The following is a 22696-nucleotide window of genomic DNA, read 5'->3' as shown; positions in this document are numbered from 1 at the left end:
AAAAAACTGAGAAAGTTTTCTCAGTTACATAGGAGTAGTTATAACTAGGATTGTAGCACCTAAGGTGAAAAGATTCCATAGGACATGAAGTGAGATAGCCGCTGATAGATTTTCTCTTTTTTGGTAAATCATAGAGAGAGCCAAGCCCATTCCAATATAAAGGAGGAGGTGGGCAAGGTTGGTAGGCATATGGAATAGGCAAAAGAGACCGGTACTCACTAAAACAGCAACTGTCGAATAAGGAGCCAGCCAAGAGAAAATCCACTTGCGAAAGAGTAGTTCTTGTAAGAAGGCTGTGGTCATCATGCCAATGGCTACTGGTAGGATAGGCGTTGTCGTAAGAGTTCTTTGAAGTTCTGCATGATAGTTGGTGTGAGTCAGTAGCATAAGATTGCTCCCAATAACTCCCATCAGAAAAATAAGCACAAAGCCCCAGATAATAGCTTTAGTATCCTTTCGGTCTAGTCTAAAGTGAGTAACCAAACCTTCATTTTTAGCCCAAAGATAGGTAATGTAAAAAATAATGAGATTGACAGCGATAATTCCCCAGCTTTCAAGGCTAGTGAAGGTCAACCCCGTCTGATTGTTATATGACGTTGTCATACCTAAAGCCAGGTTTGGGATAGCTATCATCAGCAGTAAAAAGAATCCCTGATAGGTATGTCTAAACGCCAAATGATTGACGAGAGTTTTCATAGTCTCTATTATACTCTAAAATGAGGAAATAGCTAGTCCTAAGGTAAATATAATATAATGATTTTCATAATTTATGTGAAAGAATGTGAAAAAATTACAATCCTGTTTTTTCTTAGGAAAATCCTTGTCACACAGGCTCTTTTCGGATAAAATAGAAAAGAATGGAGGTTGTCATGACGCAATCAGGGAATTTTAAGTTTCACACACCAATCTTTCGTGTGAATAACAGACAAGAAAATATTGATTTTTACCAAAATACATTAGGATTTAAGCTTTTGACTGAGGAAAATGCCCTTGCGGTCTTCACAGATTGGACAGACCGTAACTCACTTTTTGTGATTGAGGAGTCACCAGCTTACCGTTGCCGTGCGGTTGAAGGCCCTAAGAAAATTAATAAAGTGGTTATCAAGGTTTCAGATCCACTTGAGATTGAGTACCTTTTGGCGCGTGATGATCACCAAGCCAAGGCTATTTTCCAAGGGGAAAAAGGGTATGCTTTTGAAACAATCTCACCTGAGAATGGTCTTATTTTGATGCATGCCGAAGATGACTTGTCTACTCTCAAGACAGTCGAGTACGCAGATGTTGAAGAAAAAGAAGATTTCAAAGGAGTTTCAGACTTTACGGTTGAGTCTTTGACCTTGAATGTTGTTGATACGGCTCAAGCAGCTTTTTTCTACGATAATCTGTTTGGTGAAGAATTGCCTTTATCTATCCACTTTGAGAAAGCAGAAGGTCCTGACCTCCAAGTGAGTCCAGACCAGACTTGGGATTTGGAAATTCTAGAATTTAAGGTAGCTGAAGACTACGACTTGGTTGCCTTGCATGAGAAACTTGAAAAGGAACAGTTCTCAAGTTATCTAGATACTAAAGAAAGCCTACTCGCACTGACTGATATGAGTAATATTGAGGTTTGGCTAACAAAATAATGACTAATTTTAAACAAACATTGTCAACAATTACAGACTACATCAAGGCTGACATCTTTCCAGGTGCCAGCCTTGCACTTTATGACGGACAAGATTGGCAGGAGCATTATCTAGGAACTCAGGATGGAAATATTCCGGTAGTTCCAGGACTGACCTATGATCTAGCTAGTGTTTCCAAGGTGATAGGAGTAGGGACCCTCTGTCTTTTCTACTTGCAGGCGGGAAAATTGGACTTGGATGAGAAACTATCGACCTATTATCCTGCAGTAGTGGATAAGACGCTAACCCTTCGTCAGCTTCTTTCTCACAGTAGCGGCATTGATCCTTTTATTCCAAACCGTGATGAGTTAGAACAAGCTGGCTTGATTTCTGCTATTAATGCCATCAAAGTTAAGGATGATAAACCTTTCTTGTATACCGATATTAATTTTATTCTCCTAGGCTTGATGCTTGAGAAAGTCTCTGGACAAACACTGGATAAGCTCTTTGACATAGAGATTTTTCAACCGTTTGGTATGTCTGAAACACGGTTTGGGCCAGTTGAGGTTGCTGTTCCAACTGTTGAGGGAATTCCGGGAGGAACTGTTCACGATCCCAAGGCTCGAGTGCTCAAAGAGCATACAGGTTCAGCAGGTCTCTTTTCAACCTTAAAGGACTTGGAAATCTTTGTTGACCATTATTTGACGGATGATTTTGCTAAAAATCTGACGCAGAATATCAGCCAATCCAATAAGGAACGTAGTGTCGCTTGGGACCTCCAAGGCGATTGGATTCTTCATACTGGTTATACAGGTACCTTTGTGCTTATCAATATCCCAGCTCAACGTGCAGCTATTTTCCTCAGTAATCGTACTTACTACAAGGATGAGAGAGCTCAATGGATTAAGGACAGAGATGTTTTAATTGAGATAATGAAGAAGGAGCTGATTCGTGAAACGGTCGAGTAGACATTCTAAGGAAAGCAAACTTGTCCCTTGGTTTTTGAGTCTCCTCTTTTGTGTGCTTAACGGGAGTAGTCTCTTTGTCTGTGGTATGTTTTTTGGGGTGATGGTCGACTTGTTGGCATTTGATAAAGATTCCTTCTATTTAGGTGTTCTTGTATTTTCTTGTATAGTAGTCCCTATAATCGCTTCTTCTTATATCTTGATAAGAGAGATACTATACAAATTGATTCATTGCCTTGGTTATCGTGCCCAACCTGATTTGAAAGTCATTCGTATGAGGAGAGGATTTGATATTCACTTTCCTGTATTTGAAAAGTACAGTCAGGACTATAAGTTACTCTACAAGAAGCGTTCCAAGAAGCTTCAAATAGGGTATTTGCTTATATGTTTAGGATACTTTAGTGGACTTAGCCTTATAATGATTACCTTTACAGTTCTATTGAGAGGACTGTTTGAGCTCCTAGAACTAGAATCAAAACTGTCATCTTCTGAATATAAACAATTTCTTGGTTTTTTGGTCTGCACGGGAGTGTTTGTCCTTCTTTTTAAAGGGCAGAAATACTGGAAAAAGATCGTAGAGACATTAAAGAAAAGAGAATATGTATCAGTTCTTGCTGTCGAGCATGGCTATCCTATATTTGCGACAAAAGAAGAAGCTTAAGCAGTTGACCTACTGCTTAAGCTTTTTTACTTAGTAATGATTTTTCAACAGTAATGTGTTGGATACCAGCCTCTTCAAAAATTTTACCGACTTCCTGATAGCCATTATTGAGGTAGAACTTAAGTGCCCCGAGTTGAGCATGGAGAGAAATAGTCTGGAAGCCTTGCTCTTGTGCAAAATCTTCAGCTTCTTTCAAGAGAATGCTTCCCAGACCTTGACCTTGGTAGGCCTCGAGCACCGCCATACGTTGGAGGGTAAGCTGAGTCAAATCTTTATTAGGCAGTAGGCGTACGGTTGCTGCAGCCTTGTCTTTATCATCGTATAAAACAAAGTGAATACAGTAGGCTTCATTTGCGTCAATCTCGATAGAGTGAGGGACTCCTTGGCCTTTAACGAAAACGGTGTTCCGAATAGCCACAGCATCTAGATAAGTCTCTGAAAGTGTATCTCTTGTATGTTTGATAATCATAGAACCAGTGTAACAAAGATTCTAGTATATCGTCAATGAAAAAAAGCTTGATGAGAGGAGTAGTCATCAAGCTTTTGATAGGTTTTATTCTTTTATCTTTCGACCGTTTGTATCTTGGATAGGACGGTTATTTTCAAATCCAAGGGTTTGAGTGAATTTCTCCACTTGTTCCTTGCTGACAGTTTCTTGATTCTTGAAGACAATCCAGTTAACACCTTCAGTACATGGAGGTGTTGTTAGGGAACCTTCAAAGTTGTAGTAGTCCTTGTCTTCAGGATAGAAATCATCAAGTGAGATGGCCTGAGAAAGCTTAGTTTCAGTATTGGCCGCCTGAGGCATTTTGTCCCAGATTTGTTTTAAGGCTTTATTTTCATCGCCATAATTATAGAGAACTGAGACAACTGTGATTTTTCCATTATCTGTCTTATAGACGAAGTGCCCCTCTAGAGGATAAGTCTGACCATCAATTTCATTCTCAGCTGGTGCGTGAAAATGGAACTGTTGCAACTTATAAACTTCGTTACCAATCGTTAGGGTATTCTTTTGATTTTTAAAGCTGACTTCAATAGTATGCCCGTTATTTTCAACTTGAGCTTCTGATTCTTGATTATTAAGGTTTAGTTCAGGAAGATCAACGTCCTCAGCTCCGGTGATATTGATCGGAGATTGTTCTTTACCATTTTTGCTGAGTTCATAATCTTTCGAAAGGTCACCCCAATGGTCTGGACCAGTAGAGCCAGTATAACTCCATTGAACGTCCTTGGACTTTGAGTTTTCGGTTTTTGTCTCGGATTGGCAGGCTACGAGTAGGACTGTACTTGCTATGAGAGCTACTAATCCAATTAGCTTAAAACTTTTCTTATTCATCTTTCTTCCTTGTACTCTTTTATTTTATTGTCATACTAGTTGATCTGTTATTTGTAAACTAGCAGTTAGACAGTGATAGAGTGTCATTTCTCTGAGGTGCTTCTGAGAGTGAAGTGTTTGGAGAAACCAAACGGAAACGCTTTTATTTTATAGCTAATCTGAGAAAAAGTCAAATATAAATTATAGCAGATTTAGAAAAATATAATAAAAATAAGTGTTTTACAAAAAGAAAAGAACTCGCTATTGCGAGCTCTTTATTCGTTTTTATCCCAAAGCATCATCCATTGAAAGAACTTCGTGGAAGACACGTTGTGTCAATTCAGTTTTTTGTTCTGGAGTGAGGTATTTAGTGTTTACACAGTATCCAGAGATACGTACGATAACATCTTCACCGCTCATGATCTTTTCGTAAACGTCTGACAAGTCCATTACGTTCAAGTTAACGTGTTGTCCACCATTTTCGAAGTATCCGTCGAGGATAGTTACGAGGTTATCAACTTGTTCGTCGTGAGTCTTACCAAGGGCACGAGGTGATACTTGAGTAGTAAGTGAGATACCGTCAGCGGCATAACCGAAGTCAAGACTTGCAAGTGAGTTCAAGTTTTGCAACCAACCACCTTTAGCTTTGTTAGATGGGTTAGCACCTGGTGAGAAGAATTCCAATTTAGACAAGTTCACTGAACCATCTTCGTTGAGGTATACCCCTTTGTGAACAGGAGAGTTACCAGTTTGTTTAGAGTAAGCAACGTTAGAAGTGATTGTAAGAAGTGAAACTGTAGCTTCTGCATCTTTGTAGAGTTTGTGGCTACGAAGACGAGTAGTGTAAGCTTCAATCAACCATTCTGCCAATTCGTTTGAACGTGGGTCATCTTCACCCCAACGTGGGTAGTCACCGATTGTTTCGTAGTCGTAGATGTAGCCATCTTCGTCACGGATTGGTTTAACTGTAGCGTATTTGATTGCTGACAAAGTATCAACAGTATTTGCGAAACCACAGATACCGAATCCCATGTTAGCACGTTGTTTAGTTGGCAAGAAGGCCATTTGAACAGCTTCGTAGTTGTACTTATCAGTCATGTAGTGGATGATGTTAAGGGCATCTACGTAAGTGTCAGTCAACCAGTCAAGAGATTTTTCGAAGTTAGCTTTAACAGTGTCAAAATCAAGAACTTCATCACGGATTGGATCGATGTCAAATACTTTGTAGTCTTTATGAACATCGTCGTAACCACCGTTCAAACCAGTAAGAAGGGCTTTAAGTACGTTAACACGAGCACCGAAGTATTGGATATTGTGGCGTTGTTCTTCGTTTTCTGGGTCAAGTGGTGATACACAACATGAGATACAGCTCATTTCACCGTATCCGTCTTTAGCCATAGTAGTCACACCTTCGTATTGGATAGAAGAGTGCTTGTGGCTCATGTGCATACAGTAGCGACGGAATGAGTAAGGCAATTTGTCAGTCCAAAGAACTGTCAAGTTTGGTTCTGGAGAGTTACCGATGTTGTCAAGAGTGTTCAAGAAACGGAAGTCCATCTTAGTAACACGGTGACGTCCGTCAGCACCCATACCAGCCATTGAAGTTGTGATGAATGTTGGGTCACCTGAGTACAATTGGTCGTAAGCTTTTGTACGAGCAAACTTAACTGTACGAAGTTTCATAACGAAATCATCAACGAATTCTTGGATTTCTGATTCAGTGTAAGTACCACGAGCAAGGTCACGTTCTGCGTATACGTCAAGGACGATTGGCACACGACCAAGTGAAGTAGCGGCACCATTGATTACACGACATACTGCCATAAAGGCGATGTTTGTCCATTGGATAGCTTCTTTAGTATCGAAGGCAGGACGACGAACATCTACACCGTAAAGGTCACCAAGGCGAACAACATCTTGAAGTGCTTGGTATTGAAGGTTAACTTCTTCACGAAGACGGATAGTTTCTTCGTCGATTTCTTTAATAGCATTCCAGTCGTTAACTTTTTCTTGCATCAAGTAGTCAGCACCGTAAAGGGCAAGACGAGCGTAAACCCCGATGATACGTCCACGTGAGTAAGCATCTGGAAGACCAGTAACTGTGTGAGCGTGACGTGCACGACGGATGTTTGAAGTGTAAGCACGGAAGATACCATCGTTAACTGTAGTCACGTATTTTGTGAAAATTTCGTGTACAGCTGGGTCTGGTTCATAACCGTGTTCTTTCAAAGCAGTTTCCGCCATACGGATACCACCTTTAGGCATGAAGTTCAATTTGAAGAGCTCATCATTTTGGATACCATAGATAAGTTCATCTTCTTTTGAAATGTAACCTGCGTCAATGTCAGCGATTGAAGTTGGACGAGTATCCATTGGGAAGCGTCCTTCAGCTTCATAGCCTGCTTTAGTTTCATCTACGATTTTTTTAATTTTTAGAGAGCGTTCAGTTGGTCCTGCAAGGAAGCTTTCGTCACCATCATAAGGTGTGTAGTTTGCTTGAACGAAGCGTGAAACGCTAGCTTTTTCTTTCCAGTCAGTTCCTTTAAAGCCTTCCCACGCTTTTTCAAAAACATCTGTGTTAGTTTTGACCGTTGCCATAGTTTGAATCTCCTATAATTCTAGTAACAAAATCATCTGTTACATTCTCTAGAAGTATTCTATCACACAGTAACCGCTTACACAACTTTAAAACTCCATTTTTAGAGACATTCTTTTATAATACAGTTTTGAAAACGACAAATCTGTATTATAAATTTCTGTTTTTTGATAGATTTTGGTATCATAAGGGGAGAATGCTTTGTAGGCCCAAAGTTTTATGTGAAAAGCTTTACAATGAGATAAATCTGAGAAAGGAGGCAGGGAGCCATGTTAGAGTTTCCTCTAATAAATGATACCAGTCGGAAAATCATCCATATTGACATGGACGCCTTTTTTGCTCAGGTCGAGATGAGGGATGACCCCAGTCTTAAGGACAAGCCGGTTATTATCGGTCATGATCCTAGAAAAACAGGGGGACGTGGTGTGGTATCAACTTGTAATTATGAGGCTAGAAAATATGGTGTCCATTCAGCCATGTCTTCTAAGGAAGCCTATGAACGTTGTCCTAATGCTGTCTTTATCTCAGGAAATTATAGCCATTACCGAGAGGTAGGGATGCAAATTCGTGAGATTTTTAAACGCTATACTGACTTGGTTGAGCCTATGTCTATCGATGAAGCCTATCTTGATGTGACGATAAATAAACTTGGTGTCAAATCGGCGGTTAAGGTAGCCAAGCTTATCCAGTATGATATCTGGCAGGAACTTCACCTGACTTGTTCAGCAGGCGTTTCCTATAATAAATTTATCGCCAAACTAGCCTCTGATTTTCAAAAGCCTGCTGGTTTGACGGTGGTACTTCCAGAGGAGGCTCAGGAATTTTTGGAAAAGCTCCCTATTGAAAAGTTTCATGGGGTAGGTAAAAAGTCAGTTGAACGTCTTCATGACATGGACATCTACACCGGTGCCGATCTTCTGAAGGTTCCTGAGATGACTCTGATTGATCGTTTTGGACGTTTTGGATTTGATCTCTTTCGAAAGGCTAGGGGAATTTCCAATAGTCCTGTTAGGCCCAATCGTGTCCGTAAATCTATTGGAAGTGAGCGAACCTACGGCAAGCTTCTTTATAGTGAAGATGACATCAAGGCTGAGTTGACTAAGAATGCTAGGCGAGTAGCTGAAAGTGCTCAGAAAACTAAAAAAGTCGGTCGAATTATTGTCATCAAGGTCCGTTATTCGGATTTTTCAACCTTAACCAAGCGTATGACCTTGGACAAATCGACCCAGGATTTCGACACCATCGAAAGGATTGCTCATACCATTTTTGATCAACTGGAGGAAAATAGCAGTGGTGTTCGCCTCTTAGGTGTTACCCTGACAGGTCTAGAAGACCAAGAGGGCAGGCAGTTAGATTTGGATGATTTGGAGTCATGATTTAAAAACAATATAATAGGTAGAGTTTTGCTTCATACCCTGAAAAGTGACCTTGAAGAATCATCAGACCTATGCTATCTTAAATAGTAACTAAAAGAAATGAGGGAATAATCTTAATGAAAAAAGTTCTTACCTATTTAGGACTGATTCTGGCAGCTTGTTTGGTTCTCGTAGCTTGTGCTTCCAATAAACCAGCTGAGAAGAAAAAGGCGACACCAACTCCGACAGAACGTGCCAAGGCTGATGCGACAGTTTTAATTGATACCATGCTTGGAAAATCTAGTAACGGTTTTTCAAAACTCTACGGTGAAAATTACGAAACCTGGACTGAAACGAATGTCTTTGAAAAACAGGTTGCAGACACTATTGAAGAGAAGGGGTATACACCGGAAGAAAAGTATACGTTTAAATATATTGAAGGCTATGATGCCAAGACTCCAACTCAAGTACTTTCTAAGTTCCTTAAGGTCCGTCGTAATATGATTGGTAAGATTCAGGACTATAAGCTGAAGGATGTCAAAGTTAAGGGAAATGATGCGACAGTTACCTTTACTTCACGTTCTGTTAGTGCCTATGGAGCTGCAGCTGCTGTTCGTACTCTCCTTATGAGTCTCTATGACAACGACATTGACAAGTTGAAACAATGGAATCAAGCTGATAACAACGATGTGGAAAAGGGAAAGGCCAAAGATCTCACAACGAAGTTCCTTTATGGTGAAAACTTTAACGGTGATTTGACGCAATTTAAGGACATTGATAAAGAAATGTCCTATACACCTTTGACAGGTGCTGATAATCTGGAAAAGACCTTCAAGCTTACCAAAGATGATGGTGGAAACTGGACTATTTCTGTAGAAGATTATAAAGAGCTTGCCGAAGCCTTGGTCGACCATGACGAATCAGGAAGCAGAGCCGTTTACGCCGAACGTATCCATAAGAATTTGTCAGACTATCAACCTGAAGATAGTAGCGACTCAAGCAGTAAATCATCAGATAAGGATAAGTAGTGTTTTATTGGATTTGATGTTAAACATGTACGGAAAGCTGTTTTGGACGAAAAGAGTTGTCACATGAGTGGTAGCTTTTTTCTATCTTGTTATTCTTCCTCTCACCCCCTATAACCTTTATCTATCACCACTTAGGTTTTTATTATTAGACGAGTTGGGATGAAGATGGTAAACTGTTATCACTAACTATTAATGAAAGTTTCGAGGAATATAGATATGAAAAAATGGCTTGCAGGTTTAGGGATTCTTGGCTTATCAGTTCTGACTTTGGCTGCTTGTGGAAACAAGAGTGATGGTAAGGCATCTGGTGAGAAGCAGACGATTACTGTTGCGACGGACTCTGATACGGCGCCCTTCACTTTCAAAAAAGGTGACGACTTCAAGGGGTATGATATTGATTTGGTCAAGGCTATTTTCAAGGACTCTGATAAGTATGAGGTCAAGTTTGTAACGACACCTTTTGATTCCATCTTGACAGGGGTGGATTCTGGACGTTATCAGATTGCGGCTAATGATTTCAACTATAATGAAGAGCGTGCGCAGAAATATGGTTTCTCAGATCCGATTTCACGTTCTAACTACGCCATCACTAGTGCTGAGGGGACCAAGTATACCAGCCTAGACGATTTGTCTGGTAAGACGACAGAAGTACTTCCTGGCTCTAACTATGCTCAATTGCTTGAAAATTGGAACCATGCCAATGCGGACAAGACACCAATTACAATCAACTACGCTTCTAGCTCAACTGGTCTTTCAACACGTGTTCAACACATTCAAGAAGGAAAAATTGACTTTATCCTTTATGATGCCATTTCGTCTGAGTACATTGTCAAAGATCAAGGTTATAAGTTGGCTGTAAACAAGATTAAAGACGATATCGGAATGAAGACTGATGGTCTTGAATATCTTCTTTTCTCAAATGATAAGCAAGGTAAGGAACTCAAGACTTTTGTCAATAAACGTATCAAAGAGCTTAAGAAGGATGGAACCATTGCCAAACTCAGCAAGGAATACTTCGGTGGCGATTACGTCAGTGATTTGAAATAAGACTGTTAAAAGTTGAGACTGCTGTCTCAGCTTTTTGACGTTAATAAAGCTGAATTATCAGTGATATGATTTCCTTATCACTTTGATAAGAAAAGACTATTTCACAGACTTTCTGAGTCGTGCTAAAATGAATATTATAAAATTTATGATAAGATATTTGAACGGTTAGCACTAGGCTAACCGACTTTTTTAGAAAGAAAGGGCGACATTGTGAAAAAGAGTATAGAAGCATTTAATCGGTCACCTTGGTATCTCCAAGTTATCCTTGGCTTGGTTGGTTTGGCAGTAGCTGTTGCTTTAGCCATTCCCTTATCATGGCTAGTAGAAATCCTTTGGGGCTATGTTTTGCAACTGGTTACGGTTGTCTTCAAATGGATTTCATCTTGGATGCCAGCTGGTAAGCTCTTCTCATGGAAGGCTGTCTTCGATGCTGTTCCTAAGATTGTGGAACGCTTGCCTTTAACTTTGGGATTGACTATTGCAGGGGCCTTCTTCGGTTTGATTTTGGCCCTTGTCTTTGCGGTTGTTAAAATCAATCGAGTACGTATCCTTTATCCAATTCAAGCCGTTTTTGTGAGCTTCTTGCGTGGGACACCAATCCTTGTACAACTCATGTTGACTTACTATGGTATTCCACTCTTCCTCCGTTACTTGAATGGTGAGTTCGGCTTAGATTGGAACATTAATGAGATTCCACCAGCTATCTTTGCCATTACAGCCTTTGCCTTTAACGAAGCGGCTTACATGAGTGAAACCATCCGTGCAGCGATTCAAGCTGTGGATGCTGGAGAAATCGAAGCTGCCCGTTCTCTTGGGATGACATCAGCACAGGTTTACCGTCGTGTCATTATTCCAAATGCGGCTGTTATTGCGACACCAAGTTTGATTAACAGTTTGATTGGTTTGACTAAGGGAACATCACTTGCCTTTAGTGCAGGTATCGTCGAAATGTATGCACAGGCTCAAATCTTGGGTGGTGCCGACTACCGTTACTTTGAACGTTATATCTCAGTTGCCCTTGTATACTGGGCAATCTCAATCTTGATTGAGTACATTGGTCGTTCAGTTGAAAATCATATGGCCATTAAGGCTCCTGAATCGACTGACATTTCTAGCATTGGAGGTGACCGCTAATGATTAGTATCAAAAATTTGACCAAGGAATTTTCAGGACAAAAGGTTCTCGATGGCATTGATATTGACATTGAAAAAGGTGAAGTTGTAGCTCTTGTTGGAGCCTCTGGTGCAGGGAAGTCGACGATCCTTCGTAGTTTGAACTATTTGGAACAGCCTGATTCTGGTACTATCACCATTGACGATTTTAAGGTGGATTTTGAAACAATTACCAAGGAGCAAATTCTTACCCTTCGTCGTAAGTTAGCCATGGTTTTTCAACAGTTTAACCTCTTTGAGCGTCGTACAGCCTTGGATAATGTTAAGGAAGGTCTTAAGATTGTTAAGAAATTTTCTGACGAAGAAGCTACCAAGATTGCGAAAGAAGAGCTCGCTAAGGTTGGACTTTCTAATCGTGAAAATCACTACCCACGTCATTTGTCAGGTGGTCAAAAGCAACGTGTGGCCTTGGCTCGTGCCCTTGCTATGAAGCCTGATGTGCTCTTGCTTGATGAACCAACATCTGCTCTTGACCCTGAGTTGGTTGGTGAGGTTGAAAAATCAATCGCAGATGCGGCTAAGTCAGGTCAAACCATGATTTTGGTCAGTCACGACATGAACTTTGTTTATCAAGTGGCTGACAAGGTGCTTTTCCTTGAAAAAGGTCATATCCTTGAACAAGGAACACCTGATGAAATATTTAACCATCCAAAAGAAGAGCGAACAAAAGAATTTTTCGCTTCTTATTCAAAACAATATCTTTAAGATGGGATTTTTGTTACAATAGAAAAGGTGATGGGATAGGACTACATTTCTAATTCATAGTCAAAGTCCCACAAGGATGATTAGGAACTTTTGAATACTTCAAAGGCGACTAAGGAGTCCAATCAGATACTGCACTGTGCAGTTATTACTATTCGGATTCAGAGGTTGGAGAATGTTGTCTCTGCCTTTTCTATTTTTCACTTTAGGATGACTTATGTTATTAAATATTTTTAAATTTTATCTCTTAGGCCTTGTGATTGCTTTCTTTGTTTGCTTGGTGATCGGTGCCTTATGGCTTGGGTGGCGTGCCCTACGTCGTGTAGACAAAACTGTTAAGGAGCGTCAAGGTGCCCTCTATGATGCTATTATGATGTCGATGGTTTCGATTCCAGTTTTGGCATTTGCTTTTATGGCGATTCTTATCGTACTGAATGCATAATTCTAGCTTTGTTGGCGCATTAGGTGTAAGATATCTCTACAAGAAAATCATATAAGGAGTTACTCATGTACGATACAATTGTTATTGGAGCTGGTCCTGCGGGGATGACTGCAGCACTTTATGCAGCTCGTGCCAACCTTAAAGTGGCAACTTTGGAGCAAGGTGCTCCTGGTGGACAGATGAATAACACATCTGATATTGAAAATTACCCTGGTTTTGAAAGTATTTCTGGTCCAGAATTGTCAATGAAGATGTTTGAACCCTTGGAAAAATTGGGTGTTGAAAATCTTTACGGTATCGTATCTGGTATCGAAGACAAGGGTGATTATAAAGTTGTCAAAACTGGTGATGAGGAGTACCAAACCAAGACAGTTATCATTGCGACAGGTGCCAAACATCGCCACATTGGTGTTGCTGGAGAAGAAGAGTACAACAGCCGTGGTGTATCTTACTGTGCGGTGTGTGATGGTGCCTTTTTCCGTAATCAAGACCTCTTGGTTGTTGGTGGTGGAGACTCTGCCGTTGAAGAAGGAATTTATTTGACACGCTTTGCCAATAGCGTGACCATTGTTCACCGTCGTGATGAATTGCGTGCCCAAAAGGTTCTTCAAGACCGTGCCTTCGCCAATGAAAAGGTCAAGTTTATCTGGGATTCAGTGGTTGAAGAAATCAAGGGTGATGACATCAAGGTTCGCAGTGTTGATATCAAGAATGTCAAAACTGGTGAGGTGACTAACCACGAATTTGGCGGTGTCTTTGTTTATGTGGGACTTGATCCTGTTTCAGATTACTTGACAGGTCTCGATATCACTGACCAAGATGGTTGGGTAATTACAGATGATAAGATGGCGACACGTATTCCTGGTATCTTTGCCATTGGGGATGTCCGCCAGAAAGACCTTCGCCAAATTACAACAGCCGTAGGGGATGGTGCCACAGCTGGTATCGAAGCCTACAACTACGTGACTGCACTTGGTGATAAGTAACATGAATGGAAACTCGGGAGGTTCTCGAGTTTTTTGTGTGGTCTTGTAGGTATTTAGCATGACTAGATTTCTTTGTGGCAACATCTATGTGTAATTTTTTGTTATAATAGAAAAGTCTTACTAAAAATCAGTAAAAACGAGGTGACCAACTTGCGTGTTGTAGCAGGTGATTTTGGCGGGCGTCCGCTTAAAACGTTAGAAGGCAAAACGACTCGTCCAACAACGGACAAGGTCAAAGGTGCTATTTTCAATATGATTGGTCCTTTCTTTGATGGAGGGCGTGTTTTGGATCTCTTTTCTGGGAGTGGTAGTCTGGCTATTGAGGCTATCAGTCGTGGTATGTCGTCTGCTGTCCTCGTGGAAAAGGATCGTCGGGCACAGGCTATTATCCAGGAAAATATCAAGATGACCAAGAGTGAGAAGCAGTTTCAACTTTTGAAGATGGATGCAGCGCGTGCATTGACACAATTGACAGGAAAGTTTGATTTGGTGCTTTTAGATCCGCCTTATGCCAAAGAGCAGATTGTGGCTAATATTACTCAGTTAGAGGAGCAAGGGCTCTTGGCTGAAGAAGTTATGTTGGTTTGCGAGACGGATAAGGCTGTAGACTTGCCTGAAGAAATTTCAAACTTTGGGATTTGGAAGCAGAAAACCTATGGTATCAGTAAGGTGACCGTTTACGTGCGTTAGCCTTTGGTAGGGAAGTTGTAGAAAGGAATGCTATGACAAAGATTGCTATGTTTACGGGGTCTTTTGATCCAATTACCAATGGGCATATGGATATCATTGCCAGAGCCAGCAAGCTCTTTGATGAGCTCTATATTGGACTATTTTATAATAAAAATAAGCAGGGCTTCTGGGACATTGAGACTCGCAAGCGTATCTTGGAAGAGGTTGTAGCAGATTTTCCCAATGTCAAGGTTATAACGGCTCACGATAGTCTGGCTGTAGATGTCGCCAGAGATCTTGGGGTGACTTATCTGGTTAGAGGCCTTCGCAATGCGACAGATTTTGACTATGAGGCCAATATGGATTATTTCAATAAGGGGTTGGCGCCTGAGCTTGAAACGGTTTATTTGATTGCTAGTCATGAGGTGACACCAGTGTCCTCGAGTCGTGTGCGTGAGTTGATTTATTTTGAGGCGGACATTAGTTCTTATGTTCCTCAAGCAGTTGTTAAGGAAGTGGAGGCCAAGCGTGGCAAACAAGAACGAATCTAAATCACTATTAGGGAAAATTTGGCGGATTAAGTGGTGGTTGCTAAGTATTTTTACGGTACTTTTCCTCCTCTTTTCCCTCTTTTTCCCGCTAAATAATTATTATGTTGAGCTTCCAGGTGGGGCTTTTGATACCAAGGAAGTCTTGACTGTAGATAAGAAAGCTGATGATTCAAAAGGATCCTACAATTTTGTGGCAGTGGCTCAAACCAAGGCGACTTTGGCCCTCATGCTCTATGCTCAGCTTAATGATTTTGCAAAGCTTCAAACAGCTGAAGAGGCGACTGGAAATTACTCTGATGAAGATTTCATGCGTATCAATCAATTCTACATGGAGACTTCCCAAAATCAGGCGATTTATCAGGGCTTGACTCTGGCTGGTAAGGAGGCTAGCTTGGAGTATATGGGTGTTTATGTGCTTCAGGTGGCCGATGATTCTAGTTTCAAGGGTGTCCTTAATATTGCGGATACGGTGACAGCTGTCAATGGCAAGACCTTTGATAATTCTACTGACTTGATTAAATACGTCCAAGGACTTAAGTTGGGTTCAAAAGTCAAGGTCACTTATACGACAGAGGACAAAGAAAAGACTGCCACTGGTAAGATCATTAAGATTGCTAATGGTAAAAATGGTATCGGTATTGGTTTGACGGATTATACTGAGGTCAAGAGTCCTGAAAACGTGAAGTTTAAACTTGATGGTGTTGGTGGACCAAGTGCGGGGCTTATGTTTACTTTGGCTATTTACGATCAGGTGTCTGGTCAAGACCTCAAGGCTGGCCGTAAAATTGCTGGAACAGGCACTATTGAAAAGGATGGGGCTGTCGGTGATATCGGTGGGGCCTACCTCAAGGTGAAATCAGCGGCTGATAGTGGCGCAGATATTTTCTTCGTGCCAAATAATCCAGTAAGTAAGGAAATGAAAAAGGCTGATCCGGATGCCAAGACTAACTATCAAGAGGCCAAGGAAGCTGCCAAGAAACTGGGGACCAAGATGAAAATCGTCCCTGTTAAAACAGCTCAAGAAGCCATTGATTATTTGAAAAAGACTAAGTAAGAAGAGAGAGTAGGACAGGCAGAAATCCATGATTTTTGTCCTAGTCTTACTCTCTTTTTAAGGTCAAAGTGTTATAATAGTCTTTATGAAAAAACGTTATAGAACAGTCAATGATTACTATCGCGAAATTTTTGGCGAAAAGATTTTCAAACTTCCTATAGATGCGGGCTTTGATTGTCCCAACCGTGATGGCACAGTGGCCCACGGTGGCTGTACCTTTTGTACGGTATCGGGGTCTGGGGACGCCATTGTAGCTCCTGAGGCGCCGATTCGTGAGCAGTTTTACCATGAGATTGACTTTATGCACCGCAAGTGGCCAGAAGTTCAGAAATATCTGGTTTATTTTCAAAATTTTACCAATACCCACGCTCCGCTTGAAGTTATCAAGGACCGCTACGAACAGGCTATCAATGAGCCTGGTGTTGTTGGCATCAATATCGGAACTCGCCCAGACTGTTTGCCAGATGATGTGATTGATTATCTGGCAGAACTCACGGAACGAATGCACGTGACCGTTGAGCTTGGACTACAGACGACTTATGAAGAAACGTCAGAGCTTATTAACCGAGCACATAGCTATGAACTCTATGTAGAGACAGTTAAGCGTGTGCGTGAGCGTGCGCCAAAGGCTGAAATTGTATCCCACCTGATTAATGGGTTGCCAGGGGAAACTCACGAGATGATGGTGGAGAATGTTCGCCGTTGTGTGACTGATAATGACATTCAGGGGATTAAACTCCATCTCCTCCACTTGATGACTAATACCCGTATGCAAAGAGACTACCACGAGGGGCGTCTTAAATTGCTGAGTCAGGAAGAGTATGTGTCCATCATCTGTGACCAGTTGGAAATCATTCCTAAGGATATCGTCATTCATCGGATTACTGGTGATGCTCCACGAGATATGCTGATTGGACCTATGTGGAGTCTCAACAAGTGGGAAGTCCTTAATGCCATTGATAAAGAGATGGAACGTCGTGACTCATGGCAAGGGTGTAAAGTCGTTAGCAAGAAGAAGGAAAAAGCATGATTAAGCGTCCCATTCATCTGTCTCATGACTTTCTAGCAGAAGTGCTGGACGATGAGAGTATAGCTGTCGATGCGACCATGGGAAACGGTAATGATACAGCCTTTCTGGCTAGTCTTTCCAAGAGGGTCTATGCTTTTGACGTGCAAGAGCAGGCGCTTGAAAAGACCAGTCAACGCTTGTCAGACTTGGGAATTGAAAATGCGGAACTCATTTTAGATGGTCATGAAAATCTGGACCGTTATGTTTCGGAGCCTATTCGAGCAGCTATTTTCAATCTAGGCTACCTACCATCTGCAGACAAGAGTGTCATCACCAAACCTCACACGACTCTTGAGGCCATTGAGAAAATCCTTGACCGCTTAGAGGTTGGTGGGCGCTTGGCTATTATGATTTACTACGGTCATGATGGTGGTGATATGGAGAAGGATGCTGTGCTAGAGTACGTTATCGGTTTGGACCAGCGTGTTTTCACAGTCATGCTTTACCAACCCCTTAATCAAATTAATACCCCACCATTTTTGGTGATGTTGGAGAAATTACAATGATTACAGATATTAAAGAAAAACTTGCAGATATGCAGGCCAAATATATTGATAAGCAGAGTGCCGAGGGTACTTTGAAAAAGGTTGATAATCGTAAAACGGCTAAGATCAAGAAAAAGTTAGCTAGTCTTGAGGTCGAACGTTGCCATAAACTTTTAGCCAAGGAAGATGTCACTGCCATTGATAAAAAAATTAGTAAGCAAAAAGAACTATTCTCAAACTGTTGTCATAAGGAAGGGTAGGAGGAGCTATGCATCTATCGTTAGCTTTGCTTGTTCTTCTTTTCAGCTTGATTTTATCGAACGTTATTAATCGTGTCTTTCCACGTCTTCCCTTACCTTTGATCCAAATTATTTTTGGAGTGGGTATCGGTTTTCTTTTGAAGGGACGTGCTTTCGAGCTTGAAACAGAACTTTTCCTAGCTTTCATTATTGCTCCCTTGCTGTTTCGTGAGGGTGAAGAAAGTGATATTACCAGTATTTTACGTAACTGGAAACTCATTGTATTTTTGATTTTTCCAGTCATCTTCGTGTCTACGCTGGGAATCGGTTATCTTGCTAAGGCTGTCTTGCCTGCCTCAGTGCCTTTGTCTGCCTGCCTAGCCATTGGGGCGGCTCTTGGGCCAACGGATTTGGTTGCCTATTCAGCTATTTCTAAACGCTTCAGTTTTCCAAAGTGGATTAGCTATATTTTGCAAGGTGAAGGACTTCTAAACGATGCCTCTGGCTTGGTTGCCTTTCAGGTGGCGGTGACCGCTTTGACAACGGGTGCTTTCTCCCTCCTTGATGCGAGCTGGAATTTGGTTATTTCTGTTATTGGTGGTTTTTTGGTTGGCTTGATTACAGCCTTATTTAATCGTCTCTTTTTGACCATTTTGGATAATATGGATGCTGCAGATGTCACAGGTGCTCTCTTACTAGAGTTGGTACTACCGATTTCCTCTTACTTTGTAGCCGAGGAAATTCATGCTTCCGGAATTATTGCTGTTGTCGTAGCAGGGATTTCACTTGCCAGTCGCTTTAAAAAAATCACCGTTTTTGATGCCAAGTTGGATAGTGTTTCTCATACGATTTGGGGAACCATTACCTTCATGCTTAATGGCATGGTCTTTTTCCTCTTGGGAACAGAACTTCCAACCCTAGCAGCCCCAGTACTGCGTAGCACTACCTACGATAATCTCTGGATGCTTCTTGCTATCGTCCTTTTAACAGCGACCATGTTTGGCATTCGTTTTGTTATGATTAGTGCGGTATTTGCCCAAAGAGCTTGGAGGGCCAAACGATCACTGAAAAAAATCTGGAAGGGTGCAACTCTTTTAACCTTTTCTGGTGTCAAAGGAACGGTCTCAATTGCAACCATCCTTTTGCTTCCGGTTGCCAATATGACGGCTTTGGAACATAGTCTCTTGCTCTTTACGGTAGCGGGTGTCACTTTATTAAGTTTCTTAACAGGTATCCTAGTCCTACCTAAGCTAGCCACTGGACCAGCGCACACAACCAACCATTATATGCAGATTGCTATTCTTAATGATGTGGTCGGCGAGTTGGAAAAAGATCTAAAACAGTCAACTAATCAAGGAGCTGTCTATGCTACTATTGACAACTACAATCAACGCTTGGAAGATTTAATCTTGGAGCAGGAATCAAATGATGTCAAAGAAGAGTTGGCCAATATCCGAGTCATGATTATGGAGATTGAGAGTGAGGGTCTGGAATATGCTTACAAGAAGGGCAAGATTTCAGAACTCGAATACAATCTCTACCAACGTTATATCAAGGGCTTAGAGCGTCGTATTAACCGTGGTTTTGTCTCTAGTCTTTCTTACGCTCTAGCTGTCTTTGTGCGTGGCCTTCGTAGATTGTTGCACTTGGCTCTTACTTTCAAGTTTCGTATTGATCAGGATGAAACTAGGAGGGGTCCTAGGTTGACGGAAGAAAACCGTGATCATATGGCTGAACTTTATTTAACAAATACAGAGCAGATTTTAGAAGCCTTGAGTAATCTGGAAGGTGTTTATCATTCAGAACTCTTGTCTTATTTGAAGCGTAATCGACTTCAAGAGGCTGAAATAATTCAGTCAGGTGCCTTTGTTGAGCGGGTTATCACCCACCTTCATCCAGACAATGTCGATGAAATGTTACGAGGCTACTATTTGGAACGTAAGGTTATCAACGAGTACGAGCAGGCTGAGCTTATCTCTAGCCGTTATGCCAAGCAGCTTCGTAAGGAAGTCAATACTTTGGAAGATTACTCTCTCAAAGAAACTAGCAACACTTTAACCTATGATATGATTAATCTGGCTCGAGGTCGAGCTTAAGTAAAGAAGCCAAGATTTTTCTTGGCTTCTTTTTAATGTCTCTCTTTTTCATTATCGTGGTTTGGAAAAAGAAAGTCCAGTCCTAGGCATGTTAGGATTCCTGCAACAATCAGGATACTGTTTGAGATAGGGAGCAAGTCATAGATTGCATTAGCAATCATTAAACCAATCAAAGTACTCATGAGGCTAGATTTATAATCTTTTTTGATAAGATTTTCTATTGCAAAGAAAGCAAAAAGAGCGACTGGAAAGAGTGGCCAAAGGGACACCTCCATTTTTGGGAAGCCGAGAATACTGTAAGTGATAACTGTTACTGCTGTACCGATTAATCCAATACCTATTACTTTAGTCATGTTTTTACCTCGTTTTCTATATCTGAAAGATATTTTGCTTTAACACCTACTAAGTTATCAAAAGGTTAACTTACGGACAATATTATTTGTCTATGTGGTTCATTCTAGAATCTATTCGGTCAAAAAGGACTGTTTTGTTATCAAGTAAAGAAAAGTGGAAATATTTTACTGCAAAGGTAAGACGCTTACATAAAAAGTATAATGATATTGAAAGATGTTTTCTCTAAGATTAAATGAAAGGTAGGGTGGTTGTATGTCCAGAAAAACTTGGTATTATATACTTATCTTTTTTGAAGTATTGTTAGCTCTTTCTATGCTTAGGTCTTATGGTTTGCATTTTGAGTATGAAACGCTCAATTCTGTATCTGTACTAAGTTCTCAACTTCCACAGCAAGTCGTTTTAGTATGGTTTGTTTTTAGGCTTTTGAAGGACAAGCGGAAAGCTGAGGGCGTCTTAGCTGTGCTTGCCTTCCATATTTGTCAGTTAGTTACCTATTTCATAATACCGGCTTCCATTTTTAAGCCCTGGTTGGTTTCACCAGTTTTAACTGTAATTTGTTTAGCTTGGCTTGTTATTATGATTATGAAGGCAGAGCTTCCAACTCTCTTAGTCTCCTTTAAAAGCCCATCAGCTTGGCAGTCCTCTGTACCCCTTCTTGGATTAGGGATGGTAGCTGTAGTATGGGCTACACATTACGTAAAGATTTATACAAAAGATATTAGTGGTATTTTTTACATACTGTATCCTGTTCTAGAGTGTGCAAGTATATTTTTGTTCCTTACATTAATAGCTGAAACAACTCAAAAGAAATTAAGAATCTCTTCAATCCTTATCATAGTCACTAGTTTACTTGAGTTGGTTTATGGTTTCTTGGTTGACCATATCATTACTGATGTCTTTCTTTTTCTCCTAGTAGTTTCATCTTATCTTGTCTACCGTACAAACGGCAACACTTCAACACTCGTTGAAAAATGGCAGCAGAAGTATGGGGTTGAGGTGAGTAAAGAATCTCTGTTGGTGGAGAAAAAGACTAAACCAGTCGTTGAAAAGCGTAAGATTTATGATTATGCGGAGAGCCAGAGACAACTCAATCCTCAAGGTCTTCATTCTCCGTGGCTTTGGACTGCTTTTATCTTATCACTTAGGGATTTAGTTATTAATTTAACTTCTGTCATTTATTCTCCTATTGATGAATTTAATCCCCTAGCAGGTATTGATTGGTTTATTCAGCTTATTCTTATGACTCCATTAATTATTATTCCTACTGTAATGCTTCCAAAAGCTATAAGAACTGCTGACAAAAACCGTCTATATATAGTTGCTGGACTATTCATTGTTTCATATGGTTCTATAGAACAACTTATCGTTCCAGCCTTAATTTTGTACGGCGTATCGAAAATAAAAGAGGAGTAGCCATAAAACAACAAGTCCCCTAGACCTAGTCTGGGGGACTTGTTGTTTTGATGTTGTTTTAGAATTGGCCCTAAATTAAGTTAATTTATGACTTGTCTCTATAAAAGAGGGTTAATGTAAAAACGATGGTCGTCAATTGGAATAATTTGAATAGGATTTTGGTAGAAGTCAGCTAGAACTTCCGGTGTGATAATATCGTTTTTTGGTCCTTGTGCCACGATTCTTCCCTGACGGAGTAGGAGAATGTGGTCCATTTTTTCAGTAATCTCTTCAGCGTGGTGGGTGACGTAAAGAACCAATGGAGCATGTGGAAGCGAGGTGATACGGTCAATCTGACGTAAAAGTTTTTCGCGGGCAAATAGGTCCAAGCCAACAGTCGCTTCGTCAAGGATAATGATGTCAGGATCTTCCATGAGACTGCGAGCAATCAAACAAATTTGTTTTTCTCCTTGAGACAGGCCATGGTATTTACGACCTATCAAATCTCCAGCACCAAGTGAGGTTAGCATGTCCTTGGCTTCTTGCAACTCCTTATCCCCATATGCCTTGTAGAGGATTGAGCTCTTGTATTTACCAGTAAGGACGATTTTTTCAGCAGTCATATGCTTAGGCAAACGCTCAGTGATGAAGGAGCTGACGATACCGATATGTTGACGAAGACCTGTGATGTCTCCATTCCCAAAGGTGTAGCCTAGTATCTCAGCCTTTCCCTCAGAAGGGAAGAATTCAGCTGTCAACAAACGTAGGAGGGTTGATTTTCCAGCACCGTTAAGTCCCAGGATAGCCCAGGTTTGTCCTTTTTCAACTGTCCAGTTAAGGTCAGACAAAAGTGTTTTTCCTTGGCGGGCCAAGCTGACATTTTCTAAGCGTATAAGTGACATAAGTCTCTCCTT

At 40.9% G+C, this 22696-nt stretch carries 24 protein-coding genes; 18 read left to right on the top strand and 6 right to left on the bottom strand.

Going from position 1 to position 22696, the window contains the following annotated elements; genetic code table 11:
• Positions 1–24: 24 nt before the first annotated feature.
• Positions 25–696 (bottom strand): CPBP family intramembrane glutamic endopeptidase, encoded by a 672-nt coding sequence (locus tag ACYVQ1_RS06785; RefSeq protein ID WP_247915908.1) that lies wholly within the window; start codon positions 694–696, stop codon positions 25–27.
• A gap of 173 nt (positions 697–869) precedes the next feature.
• Here ACYVQ1_RS06785 and ACYVQ1_RS06780 point away from each other — a divergent pair, with 173 nt between their 5' ends.
• Genes ACYVQ1_RS06780 through ACYVQ1_RS06770 form a run of 3 tightly spaced genes read left to right on the top strand, consistent with a single transcriptional unit; the run spans position 870 to position 3230 of the window.
• Positions 870–1625, top strand: a complete 756-nt coding sequence (locus ACYVQ1_RS06780; RefSeq protein WP_022495893.1) for a CppA family protein — start codon at positions 870–872, stop codon at positions 1623–1625.
• On the top strand, positions 1625–2572 hold the full coding sequence (locus tag ACYVQ1_RS06775) for a serine hydrolase domain-containing protein (protein ID WP_461250225.1): 948 nt from the start codon (positions 1625–1627) through the stop codon (positions 2570–2572). Before ACYVQ1_RS06780 ends, ACYVQ1_RS06775 begins: the two co-directional genes overlap by 1 nt.
• Positions 2556–3230, top strand: a complete 675-nt coding sequence (locus ACYVQ1_RS06770; RefSeq protein ID WP_461250224.1) for a hypothetical protein — start codon at positions 2556–2558, stop codon at positions 3228–3230. The genes ACYVQ1_RS06775 and ACYVQ1_RS06770 overlap by 17 nt, the downstream gene beginning before the upstream one ends.
• A gap of 16 nt (positions 3231–3246) precedes the next feature.
• Here the strand turns inward: ACYVQ1_RS06770 and ACYVQ1_RS06765 are convergent, their stop codons facing one another.
• The 3 genes from ACYVQ1_RS06765 to pflB all read right to left on the bottom strand — a co-directional run bounded on the left by ACYVQ1_RS06765 (position 3247) and on the right by pflB (position 7143).
• Positions 3247–3699 carry a GNAT family N-acetyltransferase gene (locus ACYVQ1_RS06765; RefSeq protein ID WP_073688431.1) on the bottom strand — a complete coding sequence of 151 codons (453 nt, stop codon included), beginning with the start codon at positions 3697–3699 and terminating at the stop codon, positions 3247–3249.
• An 84-nt stretch (positions 3700–3783) separates the two neighbouring features.
• Entirely contained in the window at positions 3784–4566 is a 783-nt protein-coding gene (locus ACYVQ1_RS06760) for a carbonic anhydrase (protein ID WP_461250223.1), read from the bottom strand.
• A gap of 264 nt (positions 4567–4830) precedes the next feature.
• Entirely contained in the window at positions 4831–7143 is a 2313-nt protein-coding gene (pflB, locus tag ACYVQ1_RS06755) for a formate C-acetyltransferase (protein ID WP_461250222.1), read from the bottom strand.
• Positions 7144–7410: 267 nt separating this feature from the next.
• Between pflB and dinB the strand changes: the two genes are divergently transcribed.
• From dinB to ACYVQ1_RS06685, 14 genes are all read left to right on the top strand, one after another.
• A complete protein-coding gene (gene dinB / locus ACYVQ1_RS06750; protein WP_461250221.1) occupies positions 7411–8517 on the top strand; it encodes a DNA polymerase IV in 1107 nt (368 codons plus the stop codon).
• A 116-nt stretch (positions 8518–8633) separates the two neighbouring features.
• Positions 8634–9524, top strand: a complete 891-nt coding sequence (locus ACYVQ1_RS06745) for a peptidase (RefSeq protein ID WP_461250220.1) — start codon at positions 8634–8636, stop codon at positions 9522–9524.
• 216 nt (positions 9525–9740) lie between these two features.
• Complete coding sequence (locus tag ACYVQ1_RS06740; RefSeq protein ID WP_461250219.1) at positions 9741–10571, top strand: transporter substrate-binding domain-containing protein; 831 nt, start codon at positions 9741–9743, stop codon at positions 10569–10571.
• A 387-nt stretch (positions 10572–10958) separates the two neighbouring features.
• Complete coding sequence (locus ACYVQ1_RS06735) at positions 10959–11705, top strand: amino acid ABC transporter permease (RefSeq protein WP_461250301.1); 747 nt, start codon at positions 10959–10961, stop codon at positions 11703–11705.
• Positions 11705–12448 carry an amino acid ABC transporter ATP-binding protein gene (locus tag ACYVQ1_RS06730; protein ID WP_461250218.1) on the top strand — a complete coding sequence of 248 codons (744 nt, stop codon included), beginning with the start codon at positions 11705–11707 and terminating at the stop codon, positions 12446–12448. Before ACYVQ1_RS06735 ends, ACYVQ1_RS06730 begins: the two co-directional genes overlap by 1 nt.
• 214 nt (positions 12449–12662) lie before the next feature.
• Positions 12663–12887 carry a DUF4059 family protein gene (locus ACYVQ1_RS06725; RefSeq protein WP_461250217.1) on the top strand — a complete coding sequence of 75 codons (225 nt, stop codon included), beginning with the start codon at positions 12663–12665 and terminating at the stop codon, positions 12885–12887.
• A gap of 32 nt (positions 12888–12919) precedes the next feature.
• The gene (trxB, locus tag ACYVQ1_RS06720) at positions 12920–13873 is read left to right on the top strand and encodes a thioredoxin-disulfide reductase (protein ID WP_255296714.1); all 954 of its coding nucleotides are present in this window, start codon (positions 12920–12922) and stop codon (positions 13871–13873) included.
• 126 nt (positions 13874–13999) lie between these two features.
• Entirely contained in the window at positions 14000–14563 is a 564-nt protein-coding gene (gene rsmD, locus ACYVQ1_RS06715) for a 16S rRNA (guanine(966)-N(2))-methyltransferase RsmD (protein WP_461250300.1), read from the top strand.
• Between the two features lie 32 nt (positions 14564–14595).
• Positions 14596–15093 carry a pantetheine-phosphate adenylyltransferase gene (gene coaD, locus ACYVQ1_RS06710; RefSeq protein WP_270282226.1) on the top strand — a complete coding sequence of 166 codons (498 nt, stop codon included), beginning with the start codon at positions 14596–14598 and terminating at the stop codon, positions 15091–15093.
• Positions 15071–16147 (top strand): SepM family pheromone-processing serine protease, encoded by a 1077-nt coding sequence (locus tag ACYVQ1_RS06705; RefSeq protein WP_461250216.1) that lies wholly within the window; start codon positions 15071–15073, stop codon positions 16145–16147. Before coaD ends, ACYVQ1_RS06705 begins: the two co-directional genes overlap by 23 nt.
• A gap of 85 nt (positions 16148–16232) precedes the next feature.
• Entirely contained in the window at positions 16233–17177 is a 945-nt protein-coding gene (gene mnmL, locus ACYVQ1_RS06700; RefSeq protein ID WP_461250215.1) for a tRNA modification radical SAM protein MnmL/YtqA, read from the top strand.
• A complete protein-coding gene (mnmM, locus tag ACYVQ1_RS06695) occupies positions 17174–17722 on the top strand; it encodes a tRNA 5-(aminomethyl)-2-thiouridylate-methyltransferase MnmM (RefSeq protein WP_461250214.1) in 549 nt (182 codons plus the stop codon). Before mnmL ends, mnmM begins: the two co-directional genes overlap by 4 nt.
• Positions 17719–17961 carry a hypothetical protein gene (locus ACYVQ1_RS06690; RefSeq protein ID WP_002891697.1) on the top strand — a complete coding sequence of 81 codons (243 nt, stop codon included), beginning with the start codon at positions 17719–17721 and terminating at the stop codon, positions 17959–17961. Before mnmM ends, ACYVQ1_RS06690 begins: the two co-directional genes overlap by 4 nt.
• 8 nt (positions 17962–17969) lie before the next feature.
• Complete coding sequence (locus ACYVQ1_RS06685; RefSeq protein WP_461250213.1) at positions 17970–20036, top strand: cation:proton antiporter; 2067 nt, start codon at positions 17970–17972, stop codon at positions 20034–20036.
• A gap of 32 nt (positions 20037–20068) precedes the next feature.
• Here ACYVQ1_RS06685 and ACYVQ1_RS06680 read toward each other — a convergent pair whose 3' ends face one another.
• Complete coding sequence (locus ACYVQ1_RS06680) at positions 20069–20389, bottom strand: hypothetical protein (RefSeq protein WP_461250212.1); 321 nt, start codon at positions 20387–20389, stop codon at positions 20069–20071.
• A 253-nt stretch (positions 20390–20642) separates the two neighbouring features.
• Here ACYVQ1_RS06680 and ACYVQ1_RS06675 point away from each other — a divergent pair, with 253 nt between their 5' ends.
• Positions 20643–21803, top strand: coding sequence for a hypothetical protein (locus ACYVQ1_RS06675; protein WP_461250211.1), 1161 nt, complete (start codon positions 20643–20645; stop codon positions 21801–21803).
• Positions 21804–21901: 98 nt separating this feature from the next.
• Here ACYVQ1_RS06675 and ACYVQ1_RS06670 read toward each other — a convergent pair whose 3' ends face one another.
• A complete protein-coding gene (locus tag ACYVQ1_RS06670) occupies positions 21902–22684 on the bottom strand; it encodes an ABC transporter ATP-binding protein (RefSeq protein ID WP_461250210.1) in 783 nt (260 codons plus the stop codon).
• Between the last annotated feature and the right edge of the window lie 12 nt (positions 22685–22696).

Source organism: Streptococcus parasalivarius (assembly GCF_054785155.1).
Note: the sequence above shows the minus strand (reverse complement) of the source record. Positions and strands in the feature narration are given on the sequence as shown.

Bases quoted from the DNA above. Each gene is read 5' to 3' on its own strand.
- ACYVQ1_RS06785 (WP_247915908.1), bottom strand. From the start codon at position 696: ATGAAAACTCTCGTCAATCATTTGGCGTTTAGACATACCTATCAGGGA.
- ACYVQ1_RS06780 (WP_022495893.1), top strand. From the start codon at position 870: ATGACGCAATCAGGGAATTTTAAGTTTCACACACCAATCTTTCGTGTG.
- ACYVQ1_RS06775 (WP_461250225.1), top strand. From the start codon at position 1,625: ATGACTAATTTTAAACAAACATTGTCAACAATTACAGACTACATCAAG.
- ACYVQ1_RS06765 (WP_073688431.1), bottom strand. From the start codon at position 3,699: ATGATTATCAAACATACAAGAGATACACTTTCAGAGACTTATCTAGAT.
- ACYVQ1_RS06760 (WP_461250223.1), bottom strand. From the start codon at position 4,566: ATGAATAAGAAAAGTTTTAAGCTAATTGGATTAGTAGCTCTCATAGCA.
- pflB (WP_461250222.1), bottom strand. From the start codon at position 7,143: ATGGCAACGGTCAAAACTAACACAGATGTTTTTGAAAAAGCGTGGGAA.
- dinB (WP_461250221.1), top strand. From the start codon at position 7,411: ATGTTAGAGTTTCCTCTAATAAATGATACCAGTCGGAAAATCATCCAT.
- ACYVQ1_RS06745 (WP_461250220.1), top strand. From the start codon at position 8,634: ATGAAAAAAGTTCTTACCTATTTAGGACTGATTCTGGCAGCTTGTTTG.
- ACYVQ1_RS06740 (WP_461250219.1), top strand. From the start codon at position 9,741: ATGAAAAAATGGCTTGCAGGTTTAGGGATTCTTGGCTTATCAGTTCTG.
- ACYVQ1_RS06735 (WP_461250301.1), top strand. From the start codon at position 10,959: ATGCCAGCTGGTAAGCTCTTCTCATGGAAGGCTGTCTTCGATGCTGTT.
- ACYVQ1_RS06730 (WP_461250218.1), top strand. From the start codon at position 11,705: ATGATTAGTATCAAAAATTTGACCAAGGAATTTTCAGGACAAAAGGTT.
- ACYVQ1_RS06725 (WP_461250217.1), top strand. From the start codon at position 12,663: ATGTTATTAAATATTTTTAAATTTTATCTCTTAGGCCTTGTGATTGCT.
- coaD (WP_270282226.1), top strand. From the start codon at position 14,596: ATGACAAAGATTGCTATGTTTACGGGGTCTTTTGATCCAATTACCAAT.
- mnmL (WP_461250215.1), top strand. From the start codon at position 16,233: ATGAAAAAACGTTATAGAACAGTCAATGATTACTATCGCGAAATTTTT.
- mnmM (WP_461250214.1), top strand. From the start codon at position 17,174: ATGATTAAGCGTCCCATTCATCTGTCTCATGACTTTCTAGCAGAAGTG.
- ACYVQ1_RS06690 (WP_002891697.1), top strand. From the start codon at position 17,719: ATGATTACAGATATTAAAGAAAAACTTGCAGATATGCAGGCCAAATAT.
- ACYVQ1_RS06685 (WP_461250213.1), top strand. From the start codon at position 17,970: ATGCATCTATCGTTAGCTTTGCTTGTTCTTCTTTTCAGCTTGATTTTA.
- ACYVQ1_RS06680 (WP_461250212.1), bottom strand. From the start codon at position 20,389: ATGACTAAAGTAATAGGTATTGGATTAATCGGTACAGCAGTAACAGTT.
- ACYVQ1_RS06675 (WP_461250211.1), top strand. From the start codon at position 20,643: ATGTCCAGAAAAACTTGGTATTATATACTTATCTTTTTTGAAGTATTG.
- ACYVQ1_RS06670 (WP_461250210.1), bottom strand. From the start codon at position 22,684: ATGTCACTTATACGCTTAGAAAATGTCAGCTTGGCCCGCCAAGGAAAA.